The sequence below is a fragment of the Microcoleus sp. MON1_C5 genome (assembly GCF_036701875.1).
Taxonomy (GTDB): Bacteria; Cyanobacteriota; Cyanobacteriia; order Cyanobacteriales; family Microcoleaceae; genus Microcoleus.
In genome coordinates this window covers 13,426-32,357 of record NZ_JAUBRN010000068.1, presented here as the reverse complement: position 1 = coordinate 32,357, position 18,932 = coordinate 13,426, and the positions used below count along the sequence as shown (strand labels likewise).

The following is an 18,932-nucleotide window of genomic DNA, read 5'->3' as shown; positions in this document are numbered from 1 at the left end:
ACCGTTTTTTCAGAGGGGTCTAAGGGCTATGTCCTTTATTTTATCAATGTTTTGACGGGGTTGTCACCCCGTCAACTTGCGCTGTGAGGCGGGGATTGAAATCCCCGCCGGAATGTGTGTCAGACGTGTTTGTTAACACCATCAAACACCATAAATCAATGCAAACCCTGACAAATAAACCCCGACCAATAAATCAAATCATCAAAAGGATTTGACATAGTGTAAATATTTTCTTTCAAACTTTCATATCCTTTCTTCTGTTTCTGAATCTGATTCTCTTGCTTCGTTATTTTCTGCAACTCCGCCCCCAACTTATTAAACTTATCCGTCTCCTTGTGGTAGGATTTCTGCCGCAATTTTAACTTGTGTTTTTCCTTTTGAACCACAGCCAATTTTGACTTGAAATCCCCAATAATTCTCTGAAGCAACGGATCGATTTGCAGTTGATAAAGCTGTTTCAACTCCGCACCAGAAATTGTCCGCAACCTCACCTGTGCCCGTCGCAAAGCCTCTGGACGACTCAAACCTTCCTTGGGACTGCGATACTGATAGTAAAAAATCGCAAACAACGAAGTAGCAAAATCATCCACCGCCCACAAAGTGCTGACCACACTCCGAACTCCCGCACACAAAAACCCCGTTCCCAAACTAAGAAGATTATCGGTAATTTCCGTCCCTCCTAAATTAGTTTCGCAGCAGGACATAAACACATCGGATAACTGCGGCAAGCGCCAACCAGGTGTCATCAATTCCCCTAACGTGATACTCCCGTCTCCTAAAAACAATCGCGATTCTAAAGGATTGTCCAAACGCGAGACAGCGTGGTGACTGGAGTGGATTACATTCACATTTTGGGCGAGGTTTCGATAGGCTGCGACTGTGGCTTCTTGACTTCCTTTTAAGCGCTCAGGTTTGGTCACAATTTCGGCAATTTGCTCGCACTCAAAAGGAGTGAAGTACAAATCATCCGTGGCATTTTCCACAATGCCGTATTTGGGCGATTCGATGGTTTGGTCTTTACTGCAATACTCCAAGATTCTGCAACTGGGCACGTAACGAATTAGGAAATAATCGCTAAGAACCCCCCCCGGCCCCCCCTTGCTAAGGGGGGGAGAAAGAAGAGATTCTTGCCCCAGAAGCAGAGAGTTATTCTCATTCTTAAGCCCCCCCTTAGCAAGGGGGGGTTGGGGGGGTTCATGCCCAGAAACAAGCGCAGAATCAAGATTCTTAAGCCCCCCCTTACTAAGGGGGGGTTGGGGCGGTTCTATCGGCAATACCGCCAGCGGAATCTGATGCAAATACAAATGCGGAATCACAATCAATTCCTCAATTTCATCCAAACAATTACCAATCAAGTCATCAACTTTCAACCGCCGCGACAAGTGAGACAAAAACTCACCCATCCCCTGTTGCCAAATTTTCCAATCCTGCAAATAAGGCCACAACCAACTCTCGCGAATCCACTTCTGAAAAGTTGCCAAACCCTCTCCCTGACAAGTGTGAATCTGCGGCGCTTTATCCTTGTAAATCACAAAAACATGAGTGTCATCAGTCGTGGTATAAAAACAGAGAATCGCCGTCTGCGAATTGTCAATGAGTTTCTGCATCTTCGCAAACTGCATCGGATCGACTTGAACTTGTCCCGCTAAAACTGGATCTAAACTGCGAATATTTTCCCAGATTCGCTGTTTCTGGGCTTCCAATTCTTGAATCTTCTCCGTGTAAGCAGATAACTCTGCCCGACTGCGCGACTGACTCCCCACACTGGCTAATTCTTTATTGCCTTCAGAAGGTTTGCGGAGTTGTTCAACTTCTGCGTCAATTTCCCGCTGCTTCGCCTCAAATTCCTGCAAATATTTTTGCACTGCGGGCGGAATTTCGCCGCTAGCATACAAATCATTGCTGTGCATTAAATCGACTAACCGCTGAGCCCGGGTTCTGTCGCAGTATTCTATGGCTTTTTCCAGTTGATTGCTGTTGACGCAAGCTTGAATTGCCTTTTCGTAAACATCGATCGATTCTGCTACCATCTGTTGGCGGCGATCGTCCGAAGTTGCCCAACTTCTACTGTATTCCACCGCTGTCATCGCTTGTTCGTATCCTTCGATCGCAATTTCCCAGAAACCAGCAGTGAAAGCCGTATTGCCGAGGCTTCTGCTAGATGCCAGACATTCTAAAGGAAAAGCGGTAGGGGTGTAGACTTTTAAAGCTAACCGATAACAGGCGATCGCCGATTCAATATTCGCCGCCCTGACTCCTTCTATTCTGTCTCTGTAGGCAGCCCCCAAATTGTTTTGAGTCATTGCCCAATTTTCGGGATAATTCTCGCGGGTGTAGACTTCTAAAGCTGACCCATAACAGGCGATCGCCGATTCAATATTCGCCGCCCTGACTCCTTCTATTCTGTTCGTGTAGGCAGCCCCCAAATTGTTTTGAGTCATTGCCCAATATTCGGGATAATTCTCGCGGGTGTAGACTTCTAAAGCTGACCCATAACAGGAAATCGCCAATTCAATATTCGCCGCCCTGACTCCTTCTATTCTGTTTGTGTAGGCAGCCCCCAAATTGTTTTGAGTCGTTGCCCAATATTCGGGATAATTCTCGCGGGTGTAGACTTCTAAAGCTGACCGATAACAGGAAATCGCCAATTCAATATTCGCCGCCCTGACTCCTTCTATTCTGTTTCTGTAGGCATTCCCCAAATTGTTTTGAGTCGCTGCCCAATCTTCGGGATAATTCTCGCGGGTGTAGACTTCTAAAGCTGACCGATAACAGGAAATCGCCAATTCAATATTCGCCGCCCTGACTCCTTCTATTCTGTCACTGTAGTCAGCCCCCAAATTGTTTTGAGTCGTTGCCCAATATTCGGGATAATTCTCGCGGGTGTAGACTTCTAAAGCTGACTTGTAACAAGCGATGGCAATTTCTAAATTCCATGCCCGCCTGCCTAGCGGAAACTGCTGAATTAAGTTGCCTAATTCGCCAATATCTGCTGCGATTGAGTTAGCTTGTTCTAATGTGACTTCTGTGAATGTGGATGTTGCCCAAGCTTGCAATTTTTCCGCAAACCTTAGATTAAATTTATCGATATTTTGTTGTAAAATAGGATAGACAACTTGAGGGTTTCCCCGACTGTCTGACGTGGCCTGCAACACCTCCCCCAAGAAAGATAAATACTCTTCAGGAGTTGCTGTACTGGTGACATAATTTGCCAAATGTGCCGCTAGATTTTGCAACCAAGCTGCTGCATCTGAGTTGCCCTCTGCTGCCATCTTCTCCGCTTCCGCTTCCATGACTTGCAGAAAATTGGCATCAACTAACTCTAGATTGGCGTTGAGAATATCCTCCTCTTCACCGCTAGGGCACTCAAGCAGGGCTTGAATCAGTTCGAGATAGGCCGCGAGGCGTTGTTCGTCCATTGGAGTTTCCTTTTATTCTGTATATATATCTATCGGCAATTTGGGGGAGAATTATGCAGATTCCTGAAAAATTCTAGATATTTGTCTTTGGAATGTTGTAGGGGCGGGTTCACCAACCATAATCGCCAACAACAAACAATCTCAAAAACCCGCCCCCACCCAACGATAAATCTCATGTACACCCTTCCCATTTTGTAGAGGCGGGTTCACCACCTATAATCGCCACCAACAAACAATCTCCAAAACCCGCCCCCACCCCATGCAAAAAACCCAAAAACGCAATATTTTAATGTTTTTTTGTATTGATGGCGGGGATGGGGTGGATTTTTTAGATTGTTGATTTTTATCAGATATGGTTAGTGAGCCCGCCCCTACAAGTCATGGAAATTTATCCAGATTTATGGGAGATTGCCGATTTATGACAAGGCAAAATCATCACCATCTCCCCAAATCTCAGCTAATTTCTCCAACAAATCTTCAGCAATCAGATTCAGTTCCGCTTTCACATCCTCGTCAATATCTGAAGCTTTCTCAACAGGTGAAGATTGATCGCGAGAGAAAGATATATCTCTATTTCCCAAACCTCCACTGCTAGAACCACTTCCCGCTAAAGCCTTCCCTCCTTCATATCCCCAGTCAGATTTCTCACTACTGTGCCAAACTTTATTCAAAATTGCCACAATTTCAGAAATAGATTTGTTTTGCAATTTATCCCGAACTTGTGCTTGTACGGGGTCATCTTCTTCCAAATCAGATAGCAACTCTTCAATTTCACCTTGCAACAGCGGAATTGCCAACTCAATCCGATCCAAATAATCCCACAATTCCTCAACTGGTTTGAGATTAGTTAGAGAAATTTCTTCCGTTTCCTCCAGAATTTCCACAGCCGGAATAAAGCCCAAAAGTTTCACCTTATCGAAAGGTTCGGCAAACCCAACAGCGATATAAGCAATGCGATTTTCCCGCACTTCCGGCAGAGAAATCGCCGATTCTCCGAGCTGAACCGGACAGCATTCTATCTTGCCAATCCCCGGCAAAACCAAATCGCCCACATCCACAACCGCCCGCCTTGCTGGATTCCAACTATCACCGCTATCAATATCGGTTTCCATTTCCATCCATTCCAAGAAATAGTTAACCGCCCAAACCGCCAGGGTATTGAAATAAACCCGCTTGCCTTTTTGCGGATTAGCTTGCTCTGAAGCAAATTGCAGAGCCAAATTGCGGGCAGTTTGCTCCAGAGGAATTTCTAACAAATAAGTATCTCTGCTATTCACCATTATTCCTCGGGTTGATATCCAAACTTAAGTGCAATCTCTTTGACGAGAGCCAAACCTGTTCTTTTCCAGTGAGAGTTGAGAGTTTGATAGTCAATGTTTAACTCTCTGGCAATTTTAGACAATTTATCTGGAGGGTCTTGCAACAGCAATCGCAGTGCGAGTACGTGAGAATTGGCATCCGGTCGAGGGCGGCGATTTTCGGGATTATTTGGCTTCTTCTTATCTATTTTTTCATTGGGATAACTGTTTCGCAGTTCTCCCATCGGATCGTCTTCAATACACTGCCATAGTTTGCGGCCGATGCGCTGCTTATTTTGAGCTTGTTCTCTCTCGATGAGTTGCTCAATTCCATTTTTCGTGGTATGGTCTATCGGTTCTTGAGCCTCAAATTTTTCACCTCGGTTGCTCGTAATCGGAGCATCAAAACTAACACTAAAAATCTGTTGCTGCATCCGGCGATATTGCTCATAGACTTTGTTCTTGAGAGTTTTATTGAACCGCTGAACCACTCGGGTTCGCAACACATCAGCAGCGAGATTGTCGAGGTCAATTCCCCTCAAAAATGCCGAAAGCGTTTTGAGAAAACCGCAATAAGCTTCCTGCATCATTTCCTCTAAATCAATATTAGGATAAGGATGCTTGCGAATTCCGGGCAAATGGGGGATGAGTTGGCACAATTGATTTTTGAGTCTTTCTTGTTCCTTACTACCCTCTTGCGAGCCTTTCAAGAGTTGTAGAAGTTGGCGTAACTGTTCGTCGGTGTTCACAGGCACGTTCGGATGACATCGAGATAATTCGGTTCTCCCAGGGAAAATAGCGCTGTAACCTGCCAGCAATAACAAAGTCAAGGAAATCGGTTTGAGTTCCCAACCCGTGGGTGGAAGCAACAAGTTGAAACTTGCGGCTACAGGAACTAAACCTGCTAAGGCTTCGACGGGGGTATCATGTCTCGTCATAGTCCAGTTTTTGCGTGTTGATACTCTGATATCGCAGGTTTTGGCGGCTTTATGCAGAATTGAGCAAAAATTTTTCGTAAAGGCAATGCGATAAGGACTGAAGTCCTTACTACGAAATTAATCCGGTGTAAAATCAATCATCATAGGGACTTCTCCACTGCGCTTTTGAAGAGATATCGCAGGAGTCACCAAGTTTATGCACATTCCCAAAATAAATCATATCAAACCCTATTGATAACAAAGGATTTGATATGCAGCGAATTCTATTAGCGCGGATTTGGTATAGCGCGGTTTCTACAATTTGTCGATCGACCTTTTGGCTTTATCGGCCAGATTTTTCACCGCATTTTTAGCATCTTCTGCTGCGTGGCGGGCGGCAGCTTCGGCTTGTTTGGCTTTGCCTTCAACCTGGTCTTTTCTGTTGCCGGTGATATTACCGAAAATTTCCTGAGCTTTGCCTTCTAAATTTTTGCCGATCGCCTTCGCTCTGTCTTCTGCACTCATAATAAGCTCCGTTTGGCAAGTTGCTATAGTAACATTGTAAAATTAACTCGGCTGCAATTGCCTTTAACTTCATATTAATTTATATTCTGCTTGACCTCGGTCTTCTTCTGATGATTTACTTCCGCCAAACTCGTCACTCAAAAAACCAAGGATTTTTTTGTGACAACTGTATACATCCGCAAAATTCGTCCTAAAAAACTATTTCAAACTCGCCGCAGCAACTTTAATTGGTTCCAGTAATTCTAACGGCAAATGCAGCATATTCAATTGGGTGCTATCTGCTGCTTTCCTTTCAGGATCTGGGCCGTGATAATCGCTGCCACCAGTTGCTAGCAAACCGTAATGAAGACACAAATCTTTCAACTTTTGGATTTGGCTAGAACTATGGCTGGGATGGTATACTTCAACTCCCATTAAACCAGCATCTACTAATTCTTTTAAGACTTCCTCAACAGCGCCGCCGCGAAATAAATAAGGGTGAGCCCAAACTGGTACTGCGCCGCAACTCTTCAGTAAATCAATCCCTTCGACGATCGAGAATTTCTCGTAATGAACATAAGCCGGGCCGTCATCTCCCAGCCAGCGATCGAATGCTTCCCGCGATGATTTGGCGTGACCGGCTTTTACCAGCGCAGAGGCAATGTGAGGCCTTCCCGGTGCCATTCCTGGGGATGTTTTTGGCAGTTCGATCGCGTATCCCATTGCTGCTAATTTTTCGACCATTTCCTGCGATCGGCGAAACCGTCCTTCCAGGCGATCGTTCAAAGGAACTCGCAACTTATTTGCATCGGGATAAAAACCTAAAATGTGCAGCGATCGGCCGTTGTGAACGGTGCTGAGTTCGAGTCCGGGGACTATTTCGATACCGTGCAAAGCAGCAGCGGCGAAGGCTTCCTCCCAACCCGACATCGTATCGTGATCGGTGACAGCCAAGGCGCGAACCCCCGAAGACGCGGCGGCGGCTACGAGTTCGGCAGGGGTGAGAGTGCCGTCGGAATAAGTAGTGTGACAGTGGAGCTCTAGCATTTTTTCGGCTAAGTTAAAGTCTGTAAAACCTGCAATTATTTCCCTCACTCAGGTGAGATATATCCTCATACTATTTTAGATTTTCAATTTTAGATTTTAGATGTGGAATGAGTGATGCTATAAGGGCTTGGAGGTTGTCTACAGTTGCATTTTTTTCGGAAAAGGTTTCACTGTCAGCAACATTTTTTCCTCATTATTTGTAATAACTTGTTGCGCCTTTAATTGGTACATTTATGCTTCTTCAAACTCTGCATGACCTGGGTATTCAACCCGCCTTTTCAGTTAAATTTAGATGCAGAGTACCTTCACTATTTCTTGATTTCTCGCATTGGGTGAAGGACACCTTCTGGCAATTTGGAAGGAATCGGCGATATTTCAATACTTTGTATGTTGTGAACTGGGATAACTACCAGTTTATCTGCCAATTCGAGAATTATCGGGTCTGCAGTCAACATTTTGTGCAGGCGAGTGCCTAAAGTTGCTTGCTCTCCTACTGTTCCCTCTGGCGCAATGAACTGGAAGTGTTGCTGTTTGCCGTTGGTATAGTGGATTATCAGATCGATAACTCTTTCTTGGTTGGTTGCTTGCATAAATTTTTTTCCCTAACAGTCGATCGGGACTTGGCAAAATTAACAATAAATCAAAACTGGCGATCGCACCACGATTGGAAAGCTCGTTGCAAAGCTTTTGACCAAACCAGGCTGTCGGTACGAAAGTCCGCTTACTGCTAATTTTATCACAAAAACTGTACTGAAAGTTGCCAACTTACCCAGTATAGAATTACCAGTTGCACTGTCTTCGCTCCCCAATGCGGGAGATCCTTCGCCAGCAATATTTGGTCGATCGGGCTTTCTTGTATGCCACTTGGCAAAGTGGCTCTATTTAGCCTGTCTAGCGACTTGCCTCAAAGCGGTCTCAAGTCATACGGCAGAGGCATTTGAGCGCTTTGGGTGTCAAGGTTTTTCGAGGTGGCAACTGTGGAGGTTAGGATAGTGGCATTCTGCTGTCACTGACCTAGAGGATTTTTTTATAAATTAATAACATAACATTCAGGTACAGCTTATGAAATCCACACTTTGTTTTCCAGAAACTTCTCTTTACTCTAACGCAGTCACTGTTAATAATAATGTTATTGACTCTTGTATCCTTGCAGCTTGGATTGACTTAGTAGGAGGAGATTTCCAGAGCTTGGGAGGAGATGATTGGCTTCCCTTGTGCGGCGACATTGATGACGGCGAAATTTATCGGGAATGGTTTTTGTGGGAAGACAGCGAAGTGAGTCAAGAGTGGGAAGCTTACGATCCCATTACTAATTATCGAGTTGTGGCTTCAAGCCGAGAAATGATGATTTCTAAAATCGACCAAATAGAAGATTCCAGAACAATTTAGTTGACCCGGAGAAAGTTAAATCTTGATTTTCAACTTTAATAGAAATTCTGTAAAAAAACCCGGTTTCTCCCAACCACACTCAAGAAACCGGGTTTTTCCGACCACAACTCTAGGGTTGAGTTGAGTTCCACTGGCCCAACCTAATAATTTAGGTCGCTACTGCTTTTTGTTTTTCTCGTTCTAATTTGCGCTGCTTCAAGGCTGCCAGATTTTGTTTAATCGTGTCGAGGGCAAATCCAGCTCCCTGCTGTTGGTATAATTCGCTTGCACGGATCAAATCTGCAACGGCCTCCTCATCCGATCGCAAATTTGCACAAGCTAAGCCGCGATTGTGGTAAGCTTCTGCCAAAGTTGAAACTTGTTCTACAGCGCTGGTAAATTTATCTTTTGCTTTGCGGTACTTTCCTGACTGATAAGCCTCAATTCCTTGTTGAAAATAAACGGAAGCTTTACTGCCGCTGTCGGTATCGGGAAATTCTGGGTAAGTTAAAATTGGTTCTTTAAAGAGTACAGAAATGCTGCCCTTGCCGAAGTAAGCCCAAGTCATTGTTCCCAACCCAATCCCCAGCACGAGGGCAATAATGACAGACAGAGCAATAAAATTGGTGAGTTCCATAGAGCAATATTTGTTGTATTATAATATGATAAGATAATTTCTAAGTTCTGGAACAATGGCTGCGCGGATTGACCTCAACTGGAAATGGTTTTTCGGATCGCTAGCTTTAGTATTGTCGATCGGCTTAATGATTGCAACGGCAAGTTCTGACGCAGCAACTAACGCGCAAACTCAAGCAGGGTGGCAATTGTTGCAGCGGGGGGAGACGGGGTTGGTGGTAGCAATGCGACACGCGATCGCCCCAGGTACGGGAGATCCTGCTAACTTTAAGTTGGGTGACTGTTCCACCCAGCGCAATTTATCAGCACAGGGACAAACCCAAGCCAAGCAAATTGGAGCCGAATTTCGCAACCGCAACATCAAAGTTGCCAGAGTTTTATCCAGTCAGTGGTGTAGGTGTTTGGAAACAGCAAAACTGATAAATATAGGCAAAGTCGAACCGTTCCCAGCGCTGAACTCGTTCTTTAGCGACAGCAGCACAGAAGCCAGACAAACAGCGAGAATCCGCAAATTAATTGTTGACAACCGCAACACCAAAGGCGCGATTATTCTGGTAACTCATCAAGTAAATATTACCGCGATTACTGATATTGTACCGCAAAGCGGCGAAGCTGTGATTCTCAAAAGCGATCGACAAGGTAAAATCGAAATAGTCGGACGAATTGGAGGATTTTAAATAGATAGAAAGTTATAATATTATCAATTTTCCATTACCAATTCCCCATTACCAATTTATATGAGTTTCCAATACAGCGCCGCCCTAGTGACTTTAGCCGACCTTGATAAGGAAGTTCTCGTTAAATTTTACACCAAATTTCTCGACATAGAACCAAACCCTTATATTCCCAATACCTATGCTGAATTTCAACTCCCCGGCTTAAAACTCGGCATATTCAAACCAAAAGATTCCCACAAAGCGGAATTTGCAAATCGAGCCAAAACAGGCATCAGTTTGTGTTTGGAAGTCAGCGATATCGAAACTGCGATCGCCCGAATTTGGGCTTTAGGTTATCCGCCCAACGGAGAAATTATCAAAGCTTCTCACGGTCTAGAAATCTATGCCTTCGATCCTGCCGGGAACCGCATAATTTTACATCAATCCCATTAGAATGTAGGATGATGGCTAATGATTTGTTAACCCTCGATCTTTCCTTCGCGTCCTTCGCGTCTTCGCGGTTCGTTCAAAAAAACATCTAGTTCACAACCCGCTGAGGATTGCTATATAAGTTATGCAATTGCTTCACCACCTTCGCAATCACATTGTCAAACCCGCGTCTACAAATCAAAACAGCCTTAACTATCTAATCAGTTCAGCAAAACTATAAAAACTGATAATTAATAACAACAATGCTGTCAGATGAGTTAGTTGGAATTGAGGCCGTGGGCCGAGGGATTCCCGCACCAAAATTGAAAAAGACGAACCAATTATATAACTCAGAGACAGCGTTAAATACTGCCACTGCAATGTTACACTCCACAGCCCGAGCAACATCATCGCCAAAGTTAACATTACCAGCTCAACAAAGCGAGGCGGATTGTGCTGAGTAGACAGAATCAAAGTGTCCAACCAATATTGCCAAGGTCTCATGTTTTAGCGATCGAGCTTTTAGATTTAGCCTTCTAGCTTAACCTACGATCGCCATTCAGTTTGTTGCTGCAAACACCTTAAAGCCTCCGCCGTCTCAACCTGCGGAAATTGCCCATAAAAGCGACTGACACTGTAAAAAGGGTGAGGAGTCTCCAGAACGATCAACTTATCGCCCATCTGGGCCAAAAATCCCATCAAATCTGCCGGGGCGACAGGCGCGCAAATCCACAAAGCCATCGGTTGCTGTGACTCCAAAGCCTTAGCCGCCACAGCCATCGTCATCCCCGTAGCAATGCCGTCATCTACCAAAATCGCCAAAGCCCCCGCCGCGCTGATATTTGGGCGCCCAGGAGACAAATCTGCCAGCAGAGATTGAGCATTATTTTGAGCCCGGGGCAGGGCGGATTTTTGCAAGCGCCAATTCAGCAGCTTTTGCTTTTCCCAGAGGACGTGACCGTCAGCAGTTGCAGCCCCGATCGCCAATTCTAAATTATCTGGGCGAGTAATTTTCTTGGCGACAACCACATCCAAAGGACAGCCCAAGCGACGCGCAATCGGCACAGCAACGGGCAAACCCCCGCGCGGCAAGGCGTAAACAATCGGTTTCACAGCCTCCTGTGCCGTTAAATTCAACTTGCCGAGCTCGCCCACAACTGCCTCGGCCAGTTTTTCGCCTGCATCGGCGCGATCGTCAAAAAACGGGTTAGAGAACATATTTTTGCCTGTACGAGCTCAACCAAAAAATTGGAGATTGTGCCAGTGTTAATTGGAGATTGTACGCGCGAGCGTAGCTATCCCGTAGGGAATCGACAGCACCCCATACAAGCATCTAGCCAATCTCAAATCACCAAACCCGATCTAAACTATAAACTCTAGACTCCAAAATCTCTCCCTAATTGTAAAATGTATGTCCAGCGACTTGCAACTCAGCCTTTTTGACAACAATCAAAGTGCCACTTTTCAAACAGACTCAATACCAGCAAATGCCAAAATTCCCATCCCTCCCGGCACTTATCAAAATATGGAACAAATCGGCGAGCACTGCAACCGCTGCTACCGCTGCGAATTGGGCAATACGCGCACTCACGCTGTCATCGGGCGCGGCAATCCTCAAGCCTCAATTTTGATTGTGGGAGAAGCGCCCGGACAAAACGAAGATGAAACGGGATTGCCCTTCGTCGGGCGATCGGGCCAACTGTTAGATAAGATTTTAGAATCCGTGGGATTGAGTGCAGAAACCGACGTATTCATTGCCAACGTCATCAAATGTCGCCCTCCCAACAACCGCCCTCCGACAGCAAAAGAAATCGAAGCTTGCAAACCTTACTTGCTCGAACAAATTCGCATCTTAGACCCCAAAATTATTTTATTAACCGGTGCAACAGCCCTCAAAGGTTTGCTAAGCGACAAGCGGCCCATTAGTAAAATCAGAGGTCAATGGATTGAATGGGAAAATCGTTTGTGTATGCCAATTTTCCACCCATCTTACTTGCTGCGAAACCCCTCCCGTGAACCGGAGACTCCGAAATGGTATATGTGGCAAGATATGCAAGCTATAAAGGCTAAATTGGATGAATTAAAATAGCAATTCTAATATTTTTTTGTTTGTGCTTTGTATGGGCTGGTTTCACGAACAATAATTGCCTAAAACCGATAATCTCCTAAACCCGCCCCCCACGGTAAATCGCTCAACCGAAAATTCGTGGATTTTCTTGCACCTCTGTCAGGAACAGGCATCTTGCCTGTTCCACAATAAAATTATTTTCTGTCAGGAACAGGCATCTTGCCTGTTCCACAATAAACAATATTTTATTTGGGGTGGGCGTCTCGCCCGCCCAAAAATACCATTTAGTTGCGGGACAACTTATTTTTTGCATTACAATCGCGCAACCACAAACGAATAGCCTCAGCAATTTCGCTTTCACTATCTTGACCTAATAAAGGACGAATATCCGCCGCAGTACCAAACCGAGAAACGATTTTTGCCAACTCCCAGCCGTTCTCCGTTTTAGTTAAAAATAACCAATGATATTGCTGAATTTCAGCTCGTTGTCCCCCGCGATACTGCCGTTCCAAAGTAGTAATGAAAACTTGACTGGCATTTTCAGGAAGCGCATCTTCAAAATTTAAAGGTAACGGTTCAAACTCCGGGCGACCGGCTAAAATTATTTGAGGCAGCGCGTAACCGGACGGTGTGTTTTTGTTAGAAGAAAAGTGCGATCGCACAATTACGCGATTAGCATAACTCGGCAAATCTTGCAACAGGCGATCGACCAAAGTTTCCAAATCATCGGGACAGGGCGATCGCACTAACAAATCATACCGACTAGCATTTATACTGTTAGCGTGATTGGTCACAAAATTAACTGCCCAAGTCGGAGTTGCAACCGCCGATATCAGCAGATAAACACAGATAAACGCGGATGAAATTTTCTCTGTGTTCATCTGTATTTACCTGCGGTTTAAAAAACATTCATTTTGTTATTCAATCTCTTCACAAATACGCGCAAAAGCCGCCACCGGATCGTCCGCAGCAGTAATCGGCCGCCCAATCACCAGATAATCCGCACCAGCTTTCAAAGCGGCCTTTGGAGTCATCGATCGCTTTTGATCGCCTCCATCAGCCCATTTCGGACGCACACCGGGACAAACTAACAGAAAATCATCCCCGCAACTCATTCTTAACTGTTCCACTTCTTGCGGAGAACAAACAGCCCCAGCTAAACCCGTTTCCTTAGCCAACAATGCCATGTGCAAAGCATATTCCGGCAACTCCAAAGGTATTTTCAACTCAAAAGCCAACTGTCGCGAATTCAAACTCGTCAACAGAGTAATTGCAATCAACTTAGGACTCGGTTTATCCACAGCCGCCGCCCCTTCAGTCAAAGCCAACTGTGCCGCTTTCAAAGCATCTTTACCACAAGTAGAATGGATAGTCAATAAATCCACATTATACTTAGCAGCAGCCCGACAAGCACCAGCCACAGTATTCGGGATATCGTGAAACTTCAAATCGAGAAAAATCCGCTTTTCCCGCTGTTTTAAAATTTCTAAAATCCCCGGCCCGGAGCTCACAAACAGTTCCAAACCCACTTTCCAGAAAGATACTTGCGGGAGTTTGTCGAGAAGTGCGATCGCCTCTTCTTGACTCGAAACATCCAAAGCAACAATAATTCGATTATCAGCGTTCATCTTCAGTATTCATCTGCGGTAAAAAAAGAGATTCAAGACACCAATCGCACAAACTTATTCTTCCCAACCTGCAAAACCTTACCGCATAAATCAGCAGGTGATTCAAAAGTAAGGTTAACATCAGAAACCCGATCGCCCTCCAACTTCACCCCGCCGCCCTGCATCAACTTCCTGGCATCACCGCTGCTTTTACAAAGCCCGCTAGCACTCAGAATATAAAACAACTTAGCCGGAAACTGGACGTTTGCCAAAGAAAACTCGGGCACTGCATCAGCTTGTCCAGCAGCACCTTTAACCAGCGCCATCGCATCTTGTTGTGCGCGATCCGCCGCTTCCGAACCGCGATACTGGCGCACCACATCCACAGCCAAAAGTTTTTGTTTTTCTCGCGGATTTTCTGGCAATTCATCAAGCGGCAAATCTGTCAAGAGTTCAAAATACTGGGCGATCGAACTATCAGCAATTTTCTCCAACTTAGAATACATAGTCAGCGGGTCTTCCGACAAACCCACATAATTGCCCAAAGATTTCGACATCTTTTGCACCCCGTCAGTCCCGATCAAAATCGGCATCAGCAAACCAAACTGCGGTTTCATCCCAAAATGGCGCTGCAAATCTCTCCCCACCGCAATATTAAACTTTTGGTCGGTTCCCCCCAACTCCACATCCGCTTCCAAAGCCACCGAGTCGTAACCCTGCATGAGTGGATACAGAAACTCATGCAGATAAATCGCATTCTCCTGCTGCATCCGATTATCAAATCCCTCTTTAGCGAGCATCTGCTGCACCGTCATGGTTCCCAGCAGTTCCAAAACCTTCGCCAAGTCCAATTTTGACAACCACTCGGAGTTATAGCAAATTTCCAAACGTCCTGGTGTGTCAAAATCTAGAATCGGACGCACTTGGTCTAAATAAGTCTTGGCATTTTCCGCCACTTGTTCGGCCGTCAACTGGGTTCGCATCTCGGATTTCCCTGTCGGATCGCCAATTCTTGCGGTAAAATCTCCGATCAGCAGTACGGCTGTGTGACCGGCATCCTGAAAAGCTCGCAGCTTGCGGACGCAAATGCTGTGGCCCAAGTGAATGTCACTCCCTGTCGGGTCAATTCCGAGTTTGACGCGCAAAGGTCGATCGACTTTTGCCAGCAGTTGGGCTAAATTTTCGTCAGGGTTGCTAGAATCAGGTCGATCTGGAAAAATCTCGCTGACGCCGCGGTAAAGCGCTGAAAGGTTAGGAGTTATCATCGGGGAGCGATCGTCCATCATATTTTGCCAAAGTGCAGCAGAATTAGTTACACTCACTGGTTGACGAATAAAAACATAACTATCAAGCTACTATAATCCCAAAGCTGACCGGCTTTCATTAGCTGACAGTCTCTAGGGTTCGCATCTAAAATTAAAAGTCTTAAACCCCAAATCGAGTGAGGAAGTGAAATCCACGTGTCAACCAACGCAGTCCGCAATAACACGGAAAACTCAGCCCCCGTATTCGAGTTTGTTCAGTCAGTCAGTAAAGTGACCGCCGGAACCATACTCAGCATGACAATGCTTGCCAGTTCCGTAGTCGCTGGTGGACTGGTTGGCTTAGCGATCAGCTTCCGCAATTTGCCAGATGTTCGGATCTTGCAAACCTACTCTCCCACAGAAACTACCCACATTTACGACATCAACGGCAAGCCCCTAGCCAGCATCCACGACGAAGCCAACCGGGATGTCGTACCCCTTAACCAAATCTCCCCGAACCTGAAACGAGCCGTTCTGGCGATCGAAGATAGCAACTTCTTCACCCACAAAGGCATCAACCCCGGCGGGATAGCCCGAGCTCTCATAGTCAACCTAGAGAAAGGTCGAACCGTGGAAGGCGGCTCGACTATGACTATGCAGCTAGTCAAGAACCTGTTTCTTTCTCCCCAGTCAAAATTTAGTCGCAAGGTAGCTGAAGCGGTAATGTCTATCCGCTTGGAGCAAATTCTCAACAAAGACCAAATTCTGCAACTATACCTCAATCAAATCTACTTAGGTCACAACTTGTACGGCGTAGAGACAGCCTCTCGAAGCTATTTCAACAAGTCAGCAAGTAATTTGACTCTTTCAGAAGCAGCGATGCTGGCCGGCTTAATTTCTGCCCCCGAAGAATTCAGTCCTTTCGTCAATTACAAGTTGGCAAAAGAGCGGCAGGAAATCGTTTTAAACCGCATGAAGGATCTTAAATGGATTACGCCGGCCCAAGAGACTGCGGCCCGCCGGGAAAAAATTAAGCTAGGCAAAATTACCTCTTTTGGGGGATCTCAAGTTCCTTACGTAACACAAGCCGTAGTCCAGGAACTGACTAGGCGTTTCGGGCGAGATGCCGTGGTTAAGGGAGGAATGCGCGTTCAAACCACGATCGACCTCAAAATGCAGCGCATAGCCGAAGAAACAGTCAAAGCGTGGCACACTCGGCTTTACTACCAAGGGCTGTTTTACGATCGCGACGAAGGTCAAATTGCCCTAGCCGCCGTCGATCCCCGCACCCACTTCGTCAAAGCAATGGTGGGCGGCGTCGATTACGAAAAGAGTCAGTTTAACCGCGCCATTCAAGCACGCCGCCAGCCCGGATCTTCTTTTAAACCTTTTATCTACTACGCTGCCTTTGCTAGTGGCAAATACGGCCCGGATTCAGTTGTCTACGACTCCCCTGTCGGCTACCGCGACGGGGACGGCTACTACTACCCTCAAAACTACGGTGGCGGCTTCTCCGGTGCCGTCAGCATCCGCAGAGCTTTGGAAGTATCTCTGAACATTCCCGCCGTCAAGCTTGGCCAAGAAGTCGGATTGAATAAAGTGATTGAGATTTGCCGCGTACTCGGCATCAGAAGTCCGATGGAACCGGTGGTTTCTTTGCCCTTGGGTGCCGTTGACCTCACTCCTTTAGAAATGGCCGGAGCTTTTGCTACCTTCGCCAACAACGGCTGGCATTCTGACACCACGTTTATCGTGCAAGTAACTGACAGCAGCGGCAACGTCTTGCTCGACAATACGCCTAAACCCAAATTAGTTCTCAATTCCTGGGCTGCGGCATCTGTCAACAGCGCCCTGCAAGGGGTAATTACCAGCGGAACGGCAAGGGCGGCTCAACTTGGGCGGCCGGCTGCTGGGAAAACTGGTACAACTTCTTCAGAACGGGATATCTGGTTTGTGGGTTACGTACCGCAGTTGTCCGTGGCTGTTTGGATGGGCAACGACAATTATAGACCGATGAGCTACGGTGCTACTGGTGGTACTATTGTCGCCCCTGTTTGGCGTGATTTTATGAGCCAAGCTTTGGAAGGTGTTCCCGCAGAAAGTTTCAAACCTCCTTCATCTTTTGAGCGGCCTTAATTATCAGTCATAAGTCATTGGGCATTGGGCATTGGGCATTGGGCATTGGGCATTGGGAATACTTTCTTTTTCTTCCTTCTTCCCTCTTCCTTCTTCCTTCTTCCTTCTTCCTTCTTCCTTCTTCCTTCTGACACTAAGACTGTTTTTCCAGCTCAGATTTCATCCGCTCCAGCGTTGAGTTCATTTGATCGAACATCTGCTGGGGCGTGATGCCAAATTGATTGAGCTGTGTTTTTAACTGCTCTACAGTCATCTGAGCCATGAAGTCCTCAGAGAGCTCGAAGCGCTTCATAAAAATACGGTAGCGCTCCATCATTGATTCCATCTGAGCGATGAACATTTTCTTGCCTTCGCGATCGAATTTCCCGTAATTGCCACCTAGTTTGATGAGAGATTGATAGTCTTCAAACAACAGCTTGGCTTCTTGCTGAACAATTTCTGAATCAAAAAATCCCATAGCTTTCCTAATTTTTTAATATTCTACTAATTTTGATCTAGGCGAGAAATCCCGGTGCTTTTTGTACCATTTTATCAGTTGCCGGAGGAAGTCCCTACCCCTTAAGGCACAAGAATAAGTAGAAATTTCCGTACAGGATTACGCATGGGAATGGGGCATTGGGCATTGGGCATTGGAAATGGGGCATTGAGCTTGCGATGACAACAGTCAACAGTCAACTGTCAACAGTCAACTGTCAACTGACTTCAAACTTCCCCGATGCGTTCTAGAGGCCAAAACCGCACTACAGCGCGGCCGATGATGTTCTGCTTAGGTAAAAATCCCCACCTGCTGGAGTCGTTGCTGTTGTTGCGGTTGTCTCCCATCACAAAGTATTCATTTTCTGGGACGCGAAAAGGTCCCCACTGATATTTAGGAGGTTCGGCAATATATTTTTCAACGAGGGGTTGGTCGTTGAGATAAACTAAACCTTTTTTAACGGCGACGGTTTGACCCGGTAAGCCAATTATCCGCTTGATGAATGCTTGGTCTTGGGTAAAGCCTTCTTCTTGCAACTTTTCCGGGGGAGTAAATACTACGATGTCGCCAGTTTTTGGAGGTTCGAGGTAGTAGGAGATTTTTTCGACTACGACGCGATCGCCCACGTGCAAAGTAGGTACCATAGAATCTGAGGGTATGTAGCGCGGTTCGGCGACCAACGCTCGAATCACTATTGCTAAACTCAAAGCAATAATCACTATCTGAAGATTTTCTCGCTGCGACTTCCACGCTTTCTGCCACCAGCTTTCAGGCGGATTTTCTGCTACTTGTGTTCCCAACTTATTTTTTTCAGATGTCATGAAAGTTCTCGCTAAATAGTTGCCATTAATTATCTGATTAAGCTCGCTCAGCATTTAAATTGCATCTCAAAAACTACTCAAACCATGAGCGGGCTGGGCACGCGAACCCGCCTCTAATATACAATTTAAATGCAGTACAGCTTACCATTGAAGTATGTCGCTGTTAATTACTAGACGTGCAGTGCAGGCATTCGCAAACAATCTTGAAAAGCATCTGCGTTGCATCTGTGGTTTCCCTATCAATCAAAGATTTATGCCATAAGTCTACTCTTGATATTAACTCATAAAAAAGGCAGAGAATTTAAAT

General features: G+C 45.8%; 19 protein-coding genes. 5 read left to right on the top strand and 14 right to left on the bottom strand.

The window, feature by feature from the left end:
- Nucleotides 1-155 precede the first annotated feature (155 nt).
- From QUA71_RS24685 to QUA71_RS24660, 6 genes are all read right to left on the bottom strand, one after another.
- On the bottom strand, nucleotides 156-3,419 hold the full coding sequence (locus QUA71_RS24685) for a CHAT domain-containing tetratricopeptide repeat protein (protein ID WP_333289102.1): 3,264 nt from the start codon (nucleotides 3,417-3,419) through the stop codon (nucleotides 156-158).
- Between the two features lie 416 nt (nucleotides 3,420-3,835).
- Nucleotides 3,836-4,699, bottom strand: coding sequence for a DUF1822 family protein (locus QUA71_RS24680; RefSeq protein ID WP_333289100.1), 864 nt, complete (start codon nucleotides 4,697-4,699; stop codon nucleotides 3,836-3,838).
- A complete protein-coding gene (locus QUA71_RS24675) occupies nucleotides 4,699-5,655 on the bottom strand; it encodes a hypothetical protein (protein WP_333289099.1) in 957 nt (318 codons plus the stop codon). Before QUA71_RS24675 ends, QUA71_RS24680 begins: the two co-directional genes overlap by 1 nt.
- A 294-nt stretch (nucleotides 5,656-5,949) precedes the next feature.
- Nucleotides 5,950-6,159, bottom strand: a complete 210-nt coding sequence (locus QUA71_RS24670; protein WP_333215676.1) for a CsbD family protein — start codon at nucleotides 6,157-6,159, stop codon at nucleotides 5,950-5,952.
- A 198-nt stretch (nucleotides 6,160-6,357) separates the two neighbouring features.
- Nucleotides 6,358-7,185 carry a PHP domain-containing protein gene (locus QUA71_RS24665; protein WP_333289109.1) on the bottom strand — a complete coding sequence of 276 codons (828 nt, stop codon included), beginning with the start codon at nucleotides 7,183-7,185 and terminating at the stop codon, nucleotides 6,358-6,360.
- 308 nt (nucleotides 7,186-7,493) lie between these two features.
- Entirely contained in the window at nucleotides 7,494-7,775 is a 282-nt protein-coding gene (locus tag QUA71_RS24660; RefSeq protein WP_333289097.1) for a hypothetical protein, read from the bottom strand.
- A 472-nt stretch (nucleotides 7,776-8,247) separates the two neighbouring features.
- On the opposite strand from QUA71_RS24660, the gene QUA71_RS24655 reads away from it, so the two are divergent.
- The gene (locus QUA71_RS24655) at nucleotides 8,248-8,574 is read left to right on the top strand and encodes a hypothetical protein (protein ID WP_333289095.1); all 327 of its coding nucleotides are present in this window, start codon (nucleotides 8,248-8,250) and stop codon (nucleotides 8,572-8,574) included.
- 148 nt (nucleotides 8,575-8,722) lie between these two features.
- On the opposite strand, the gene QUA71_RS24650 is transcribed toward QUA71_RS24655, so the two are convergent.
- Nucleotides 8,723-9,190: a hypothetical protein gene (locus QUA71_RS24650; protein ID WP_333215684.1), complete on the bottom strand. Its 468-nt coding sequence runs from the start codon at nucleotides 9,188-9,190 to the stop codon at nucleotides 8,723-8,725.
- A gap of 55 nt (nucleotides 9,191-9,245) precedes the next feature.
- Here QUA71_RS24650 and QUA71_RS24645 point away from each other — a divergent pair, with 55 nt between their 5' ends.
- Both QUA71_RS24645 and QUA71_RS24640 read left to right on the top strand, forming a co-directional pair.
- Entirely contained in the window at nucleotides 9,246-9,866 is a 621-nt protein-coding gene (locus tag QUA71_RS24645; RefSeq protein WP_333289093.1) for a histidine phosphatase family protein, read from the top strand.
- A 60-nt stretch (nucleotides 9,867-9,926) separates the two neighbouring features.
- On the top strand, nucleotides 9,927-10,298 hold the full coding sequence (locus QUA71_RS24640; RefSeq protein ID WP_333289091.1) for a VOC family protein: 372 nt from the start codon (nucleotides 9,927-9,929) through the stop codon (nucleotides 10,296-10,298).
- A 189-nt stretch (nucleotides 10,299-10,487) separates the two neighbouring features.
- Here QUA71_RS24640 and QUA71_RS24635 read toward each other — a convergent pair whose 3' ends face one another.
- Both QUA71_RS24635 and QUA71_RS24630 read right to left on the bottom strand, forming a co-directional pair.
- Complete coding sequence (locus tag QUA71_RS24635; protein WP_333289089.1) at nucleotides 10,488-10,778, bottom strand: hypothetical protein; 291 nt, start codon at nucleotides 10,776-10,778, stop codon at nucleotides 10,488-10,490.
- Between the two features lie 42 nt (nucleotides 10,779-10,820).
- Entirely contained in the window at nucleotides 10,821-11,492 is a 672-nt protein-coding gene (locus QUA71_RS24630; RefSeq protein WP_333289087.1) for a phosphoribosyltransferase family protein, read from the bottom strand.
- A 193-nt stretch (nucleotides 11,493-11,685) separates the two neighbouring features.
- On the opposite strand from QUA71_RS24630, the gene QUA71_RS24625 reads away from it, so the two are divergent.
- Nucleotides 11,686-12,363 (top strand): uracil-DNA glycosylase, encoded by a 678-nt coding sequence (locus tag QUA71_RS24625; RefSeq protein WP_190733770.1) that lies wholly within the window; start codon nucleotides 11,686-11,688, stop codon nucleotides 12,361-12,363.
- Nucleotides 12,364-12,626: 263 nt separating this feature from the next.
- Here QUA71_RS24625 and QUA71_RS24620 read toward each other — a convergent pair whose 3' ends face one another.
- The 3 genes from QUA71_RS24620 to tyrS are packed head-to-tail and all read right to left on the bottom strand — an operon-like array spanning nucleotide 12,627 to nucleotide 15,235.
- Nucleotides 12,627-13,223 (bottom strand): hypothetical protein, encoded by a 597-nt coding sequence (locus QUA71_RS24620; protein ID WP_333289084.1) that lies wholly within the window; start codon nucleotides 13,221-13,223, stop codon nucleotides 12,627-12,629.
- Nucleotides 13,224-13,259: 36 nt separating this feature from the next.
- Entirely contained in the window at nucleotides 13,260-13,970 is a 711-nt protein-coding gene (gene pyrF, locus QUA71_RS24615; protein ID WP_333289082.1) for an orotidine-5'-phosphate decarboxylase, read from the bottom strand.
- Between the two features lie 32 nt (nucleotides 13,971-14,002).
- Nucleotides 14,003-15,235, bottom strand: a complete 1,233-nt coding sequence (gene tyrS, locus QUA71_RS24610; protein WP_333289106.1) for a tyrosine--tRNA ligase — start codon at nucleotides 15,233-15,235, stop codon at nucleotides 14,003-14,005.
- 174 nt (nucleotides 15,236-15,409) lie between these two features.
- Between tyrS and QUA71_RS24605 the strand changes: the two genes are divergently transcribed.
- Nucleotides 15,410-17,329, top strand: a complete 1,920-nt coding sequence (locus tag QUA71_RS24605) for a transglycosylase domain-containing protein (protein WP_333289081.1) — start codon at nucleotides 15,410-15,412, stop codon at nucleotides 17,327-17,329.
- A 133-nt stretch (nucleotides 17,330-17,462) separates the two neighbouring features.
- Here QUA71_RS24605 and QUA71_RS24600 read toward each other — a convergent pair whose 3' ends face one another.
- Both QUA71_RS24600 and lepB read right to left on the bottom strand, forming a co-directional pair.
- Nucleotides 17,463-17,786, bottom strand: coding sequence for a DUF1825 family protein (locus QUA71_RS24600; RefSeq protein WP_190661255.1), 324 nt, complete (start codon nucleotides 17,784-17,786; stop codon nucleotides 17,463-17,465).
- A 245-nt stretch (nucleotides 17,787-18,031) separates the two neighbouring features.
- Entirely contained in the window at nucleotides 18,032-18,625 is a 594-nt protein-coding gene (gene lepB, locus QUA71_RS24595) for a signal peptidase I (protein ID WP_333289079.1), read from the bottom strand.
- Nucleotides 18,626-18,932 lie beyond the last annotated feature (307 nt).

What these genes read in the sequence shown, in the direction of transcription:
- QUA71_RS24685 (WP_333289102.1), bottom strand. Translation starts at nt 3,419, where the DNA reads ATGGACGAACAACGCCTCGCGGCCTATCTCGAACTGATTCAAGCCCTG.
- QUA71_RS24675 (WP_333289099.1), bottom strand. Translation starts at nt 5,655, where the DNA reads ATGACGAGACATGATACCCCCGTCGAAGCCTTAGCAGGTTTAGTTCCT.
- QUA71_RS24670 (WP_333215676.1), bottom strand. Translation starts at nt 6,159, where the DNA reads ATGAGTGCAGAAGACAGAGCGAAGGCGATCGGCAAAAATTTAGAAGGC.
- QUA71_RS24625 (WP_190733770.1), top strand. Translation starts at nt 11,686, where the DNA reads ATGTCCAGCGACTTGCAACTCAGCCTTTTTGACAACAATCAAAGTGCC.
- QUA71_RS24620 (WP_333289084.1), bottom strand. Translation starts at nt 13,223, where the DNA reads ATGAACACAGAGAAAATTTCATCCGCGTTTATCTGTGTTTATCTGCTG.
- QUA71_RS24680 (WP_333289100.1), bottom strand. Translation starts at nt 4,699, where the DNA reads ATGGTGAATAGCAGAGATACTTATTTGTTAGAAATTCCTCTGGAGCAA.
- lepB (WP_333289079.1), bottom strand. Translation starts at nt 18,625, where the DNA reads ATGACATCTGAAAAAAATAAGTTGGGAACACAAGTAGCAGAAAATCCG.
- QUA71_RS24665 (WP_333289109.1), bottom strand. Translation starts at nt 7,185, where the DNA reads ATGCTAGAGCTCCACTGTCACACTACTTATTCCGACGGCACTCTCACC.
- QUA71_RS24660 (WP_333289097.1), bottom strand. Translation starts at nt 7,775, where the DNA reads ATGCAAGCAACCAACCAAGAAAGAGTTATCGATCTGATAATCCACTAT.
- QUA71_RS24600 (WP_190661255.1), bottom strand. Translation starts at nt 17,786, where the DNA reads ATGGGATTTTTTGATTCAGAAATTGTTCAGCAAGAAGCCAAGCTGTTG.
- pyrF (WP_333289082.1), bottom strand. Translation starts at nt 13,970, where the DNA reads ATGAACGCTGATAATCGAATTATTGTTGCTTTGGATGTTTCGAGTCAA.
- QUA71_RS24650 (WP_333215684.1), bottom strand. Translation starts at nt 9,190, where the DNA reads ATGGAACTCACCAATTTTATTGCTCTGTCTGTCATTATTGCCCTCGTG.
- QUA71_RS24655 (WP_333289095.1), top strand. Translation starts at nt 8,248, where the DNA reads ATGAAATCCACACTTTGTTTTCCAGAAACTTCTCTTTACTCTAACGCA.
- QUA71_RS24645 (WP_333289093.1), top strand. Translation starts at nt 9,246, where the DNA reads ATGGCTGCGCGGATTGACCTCAACTGGAAATGGTTTTTCGGATCGCTA.
- QUA71_RS24630 (WP_333289087.1), bottom strand. Translation starts at nt 11,492, where the DNA reads ATGTTCTCTAACCCGTTTTTTGACGATCGCGCCGATGCAGGCGAAAAA.
- QUA71_RS24635 (WP_333289089.1), bottom strand. Translation starts at nt 10,778, where the DNA reads ATGAGACCTTGGCAATATTGGTTGGACACTTTGATTCTGTCTACTCAG.
- QUA71_RS24640 (WP_333289091.1), top strand. Translation starts at nt 9,927, where the DNA reads ATGAGTTTCCAATACAGCGCCGCCCTAGTGACTTTAGCCGACCTTGAT.
- tyrS (WP_333289106.1), bottom strand. Translation starts at nt 15,235, where the DNA reads ATGATGGACGATCGCTCCCCGATGATAACTCCTAACCTTTCAGCGCTT.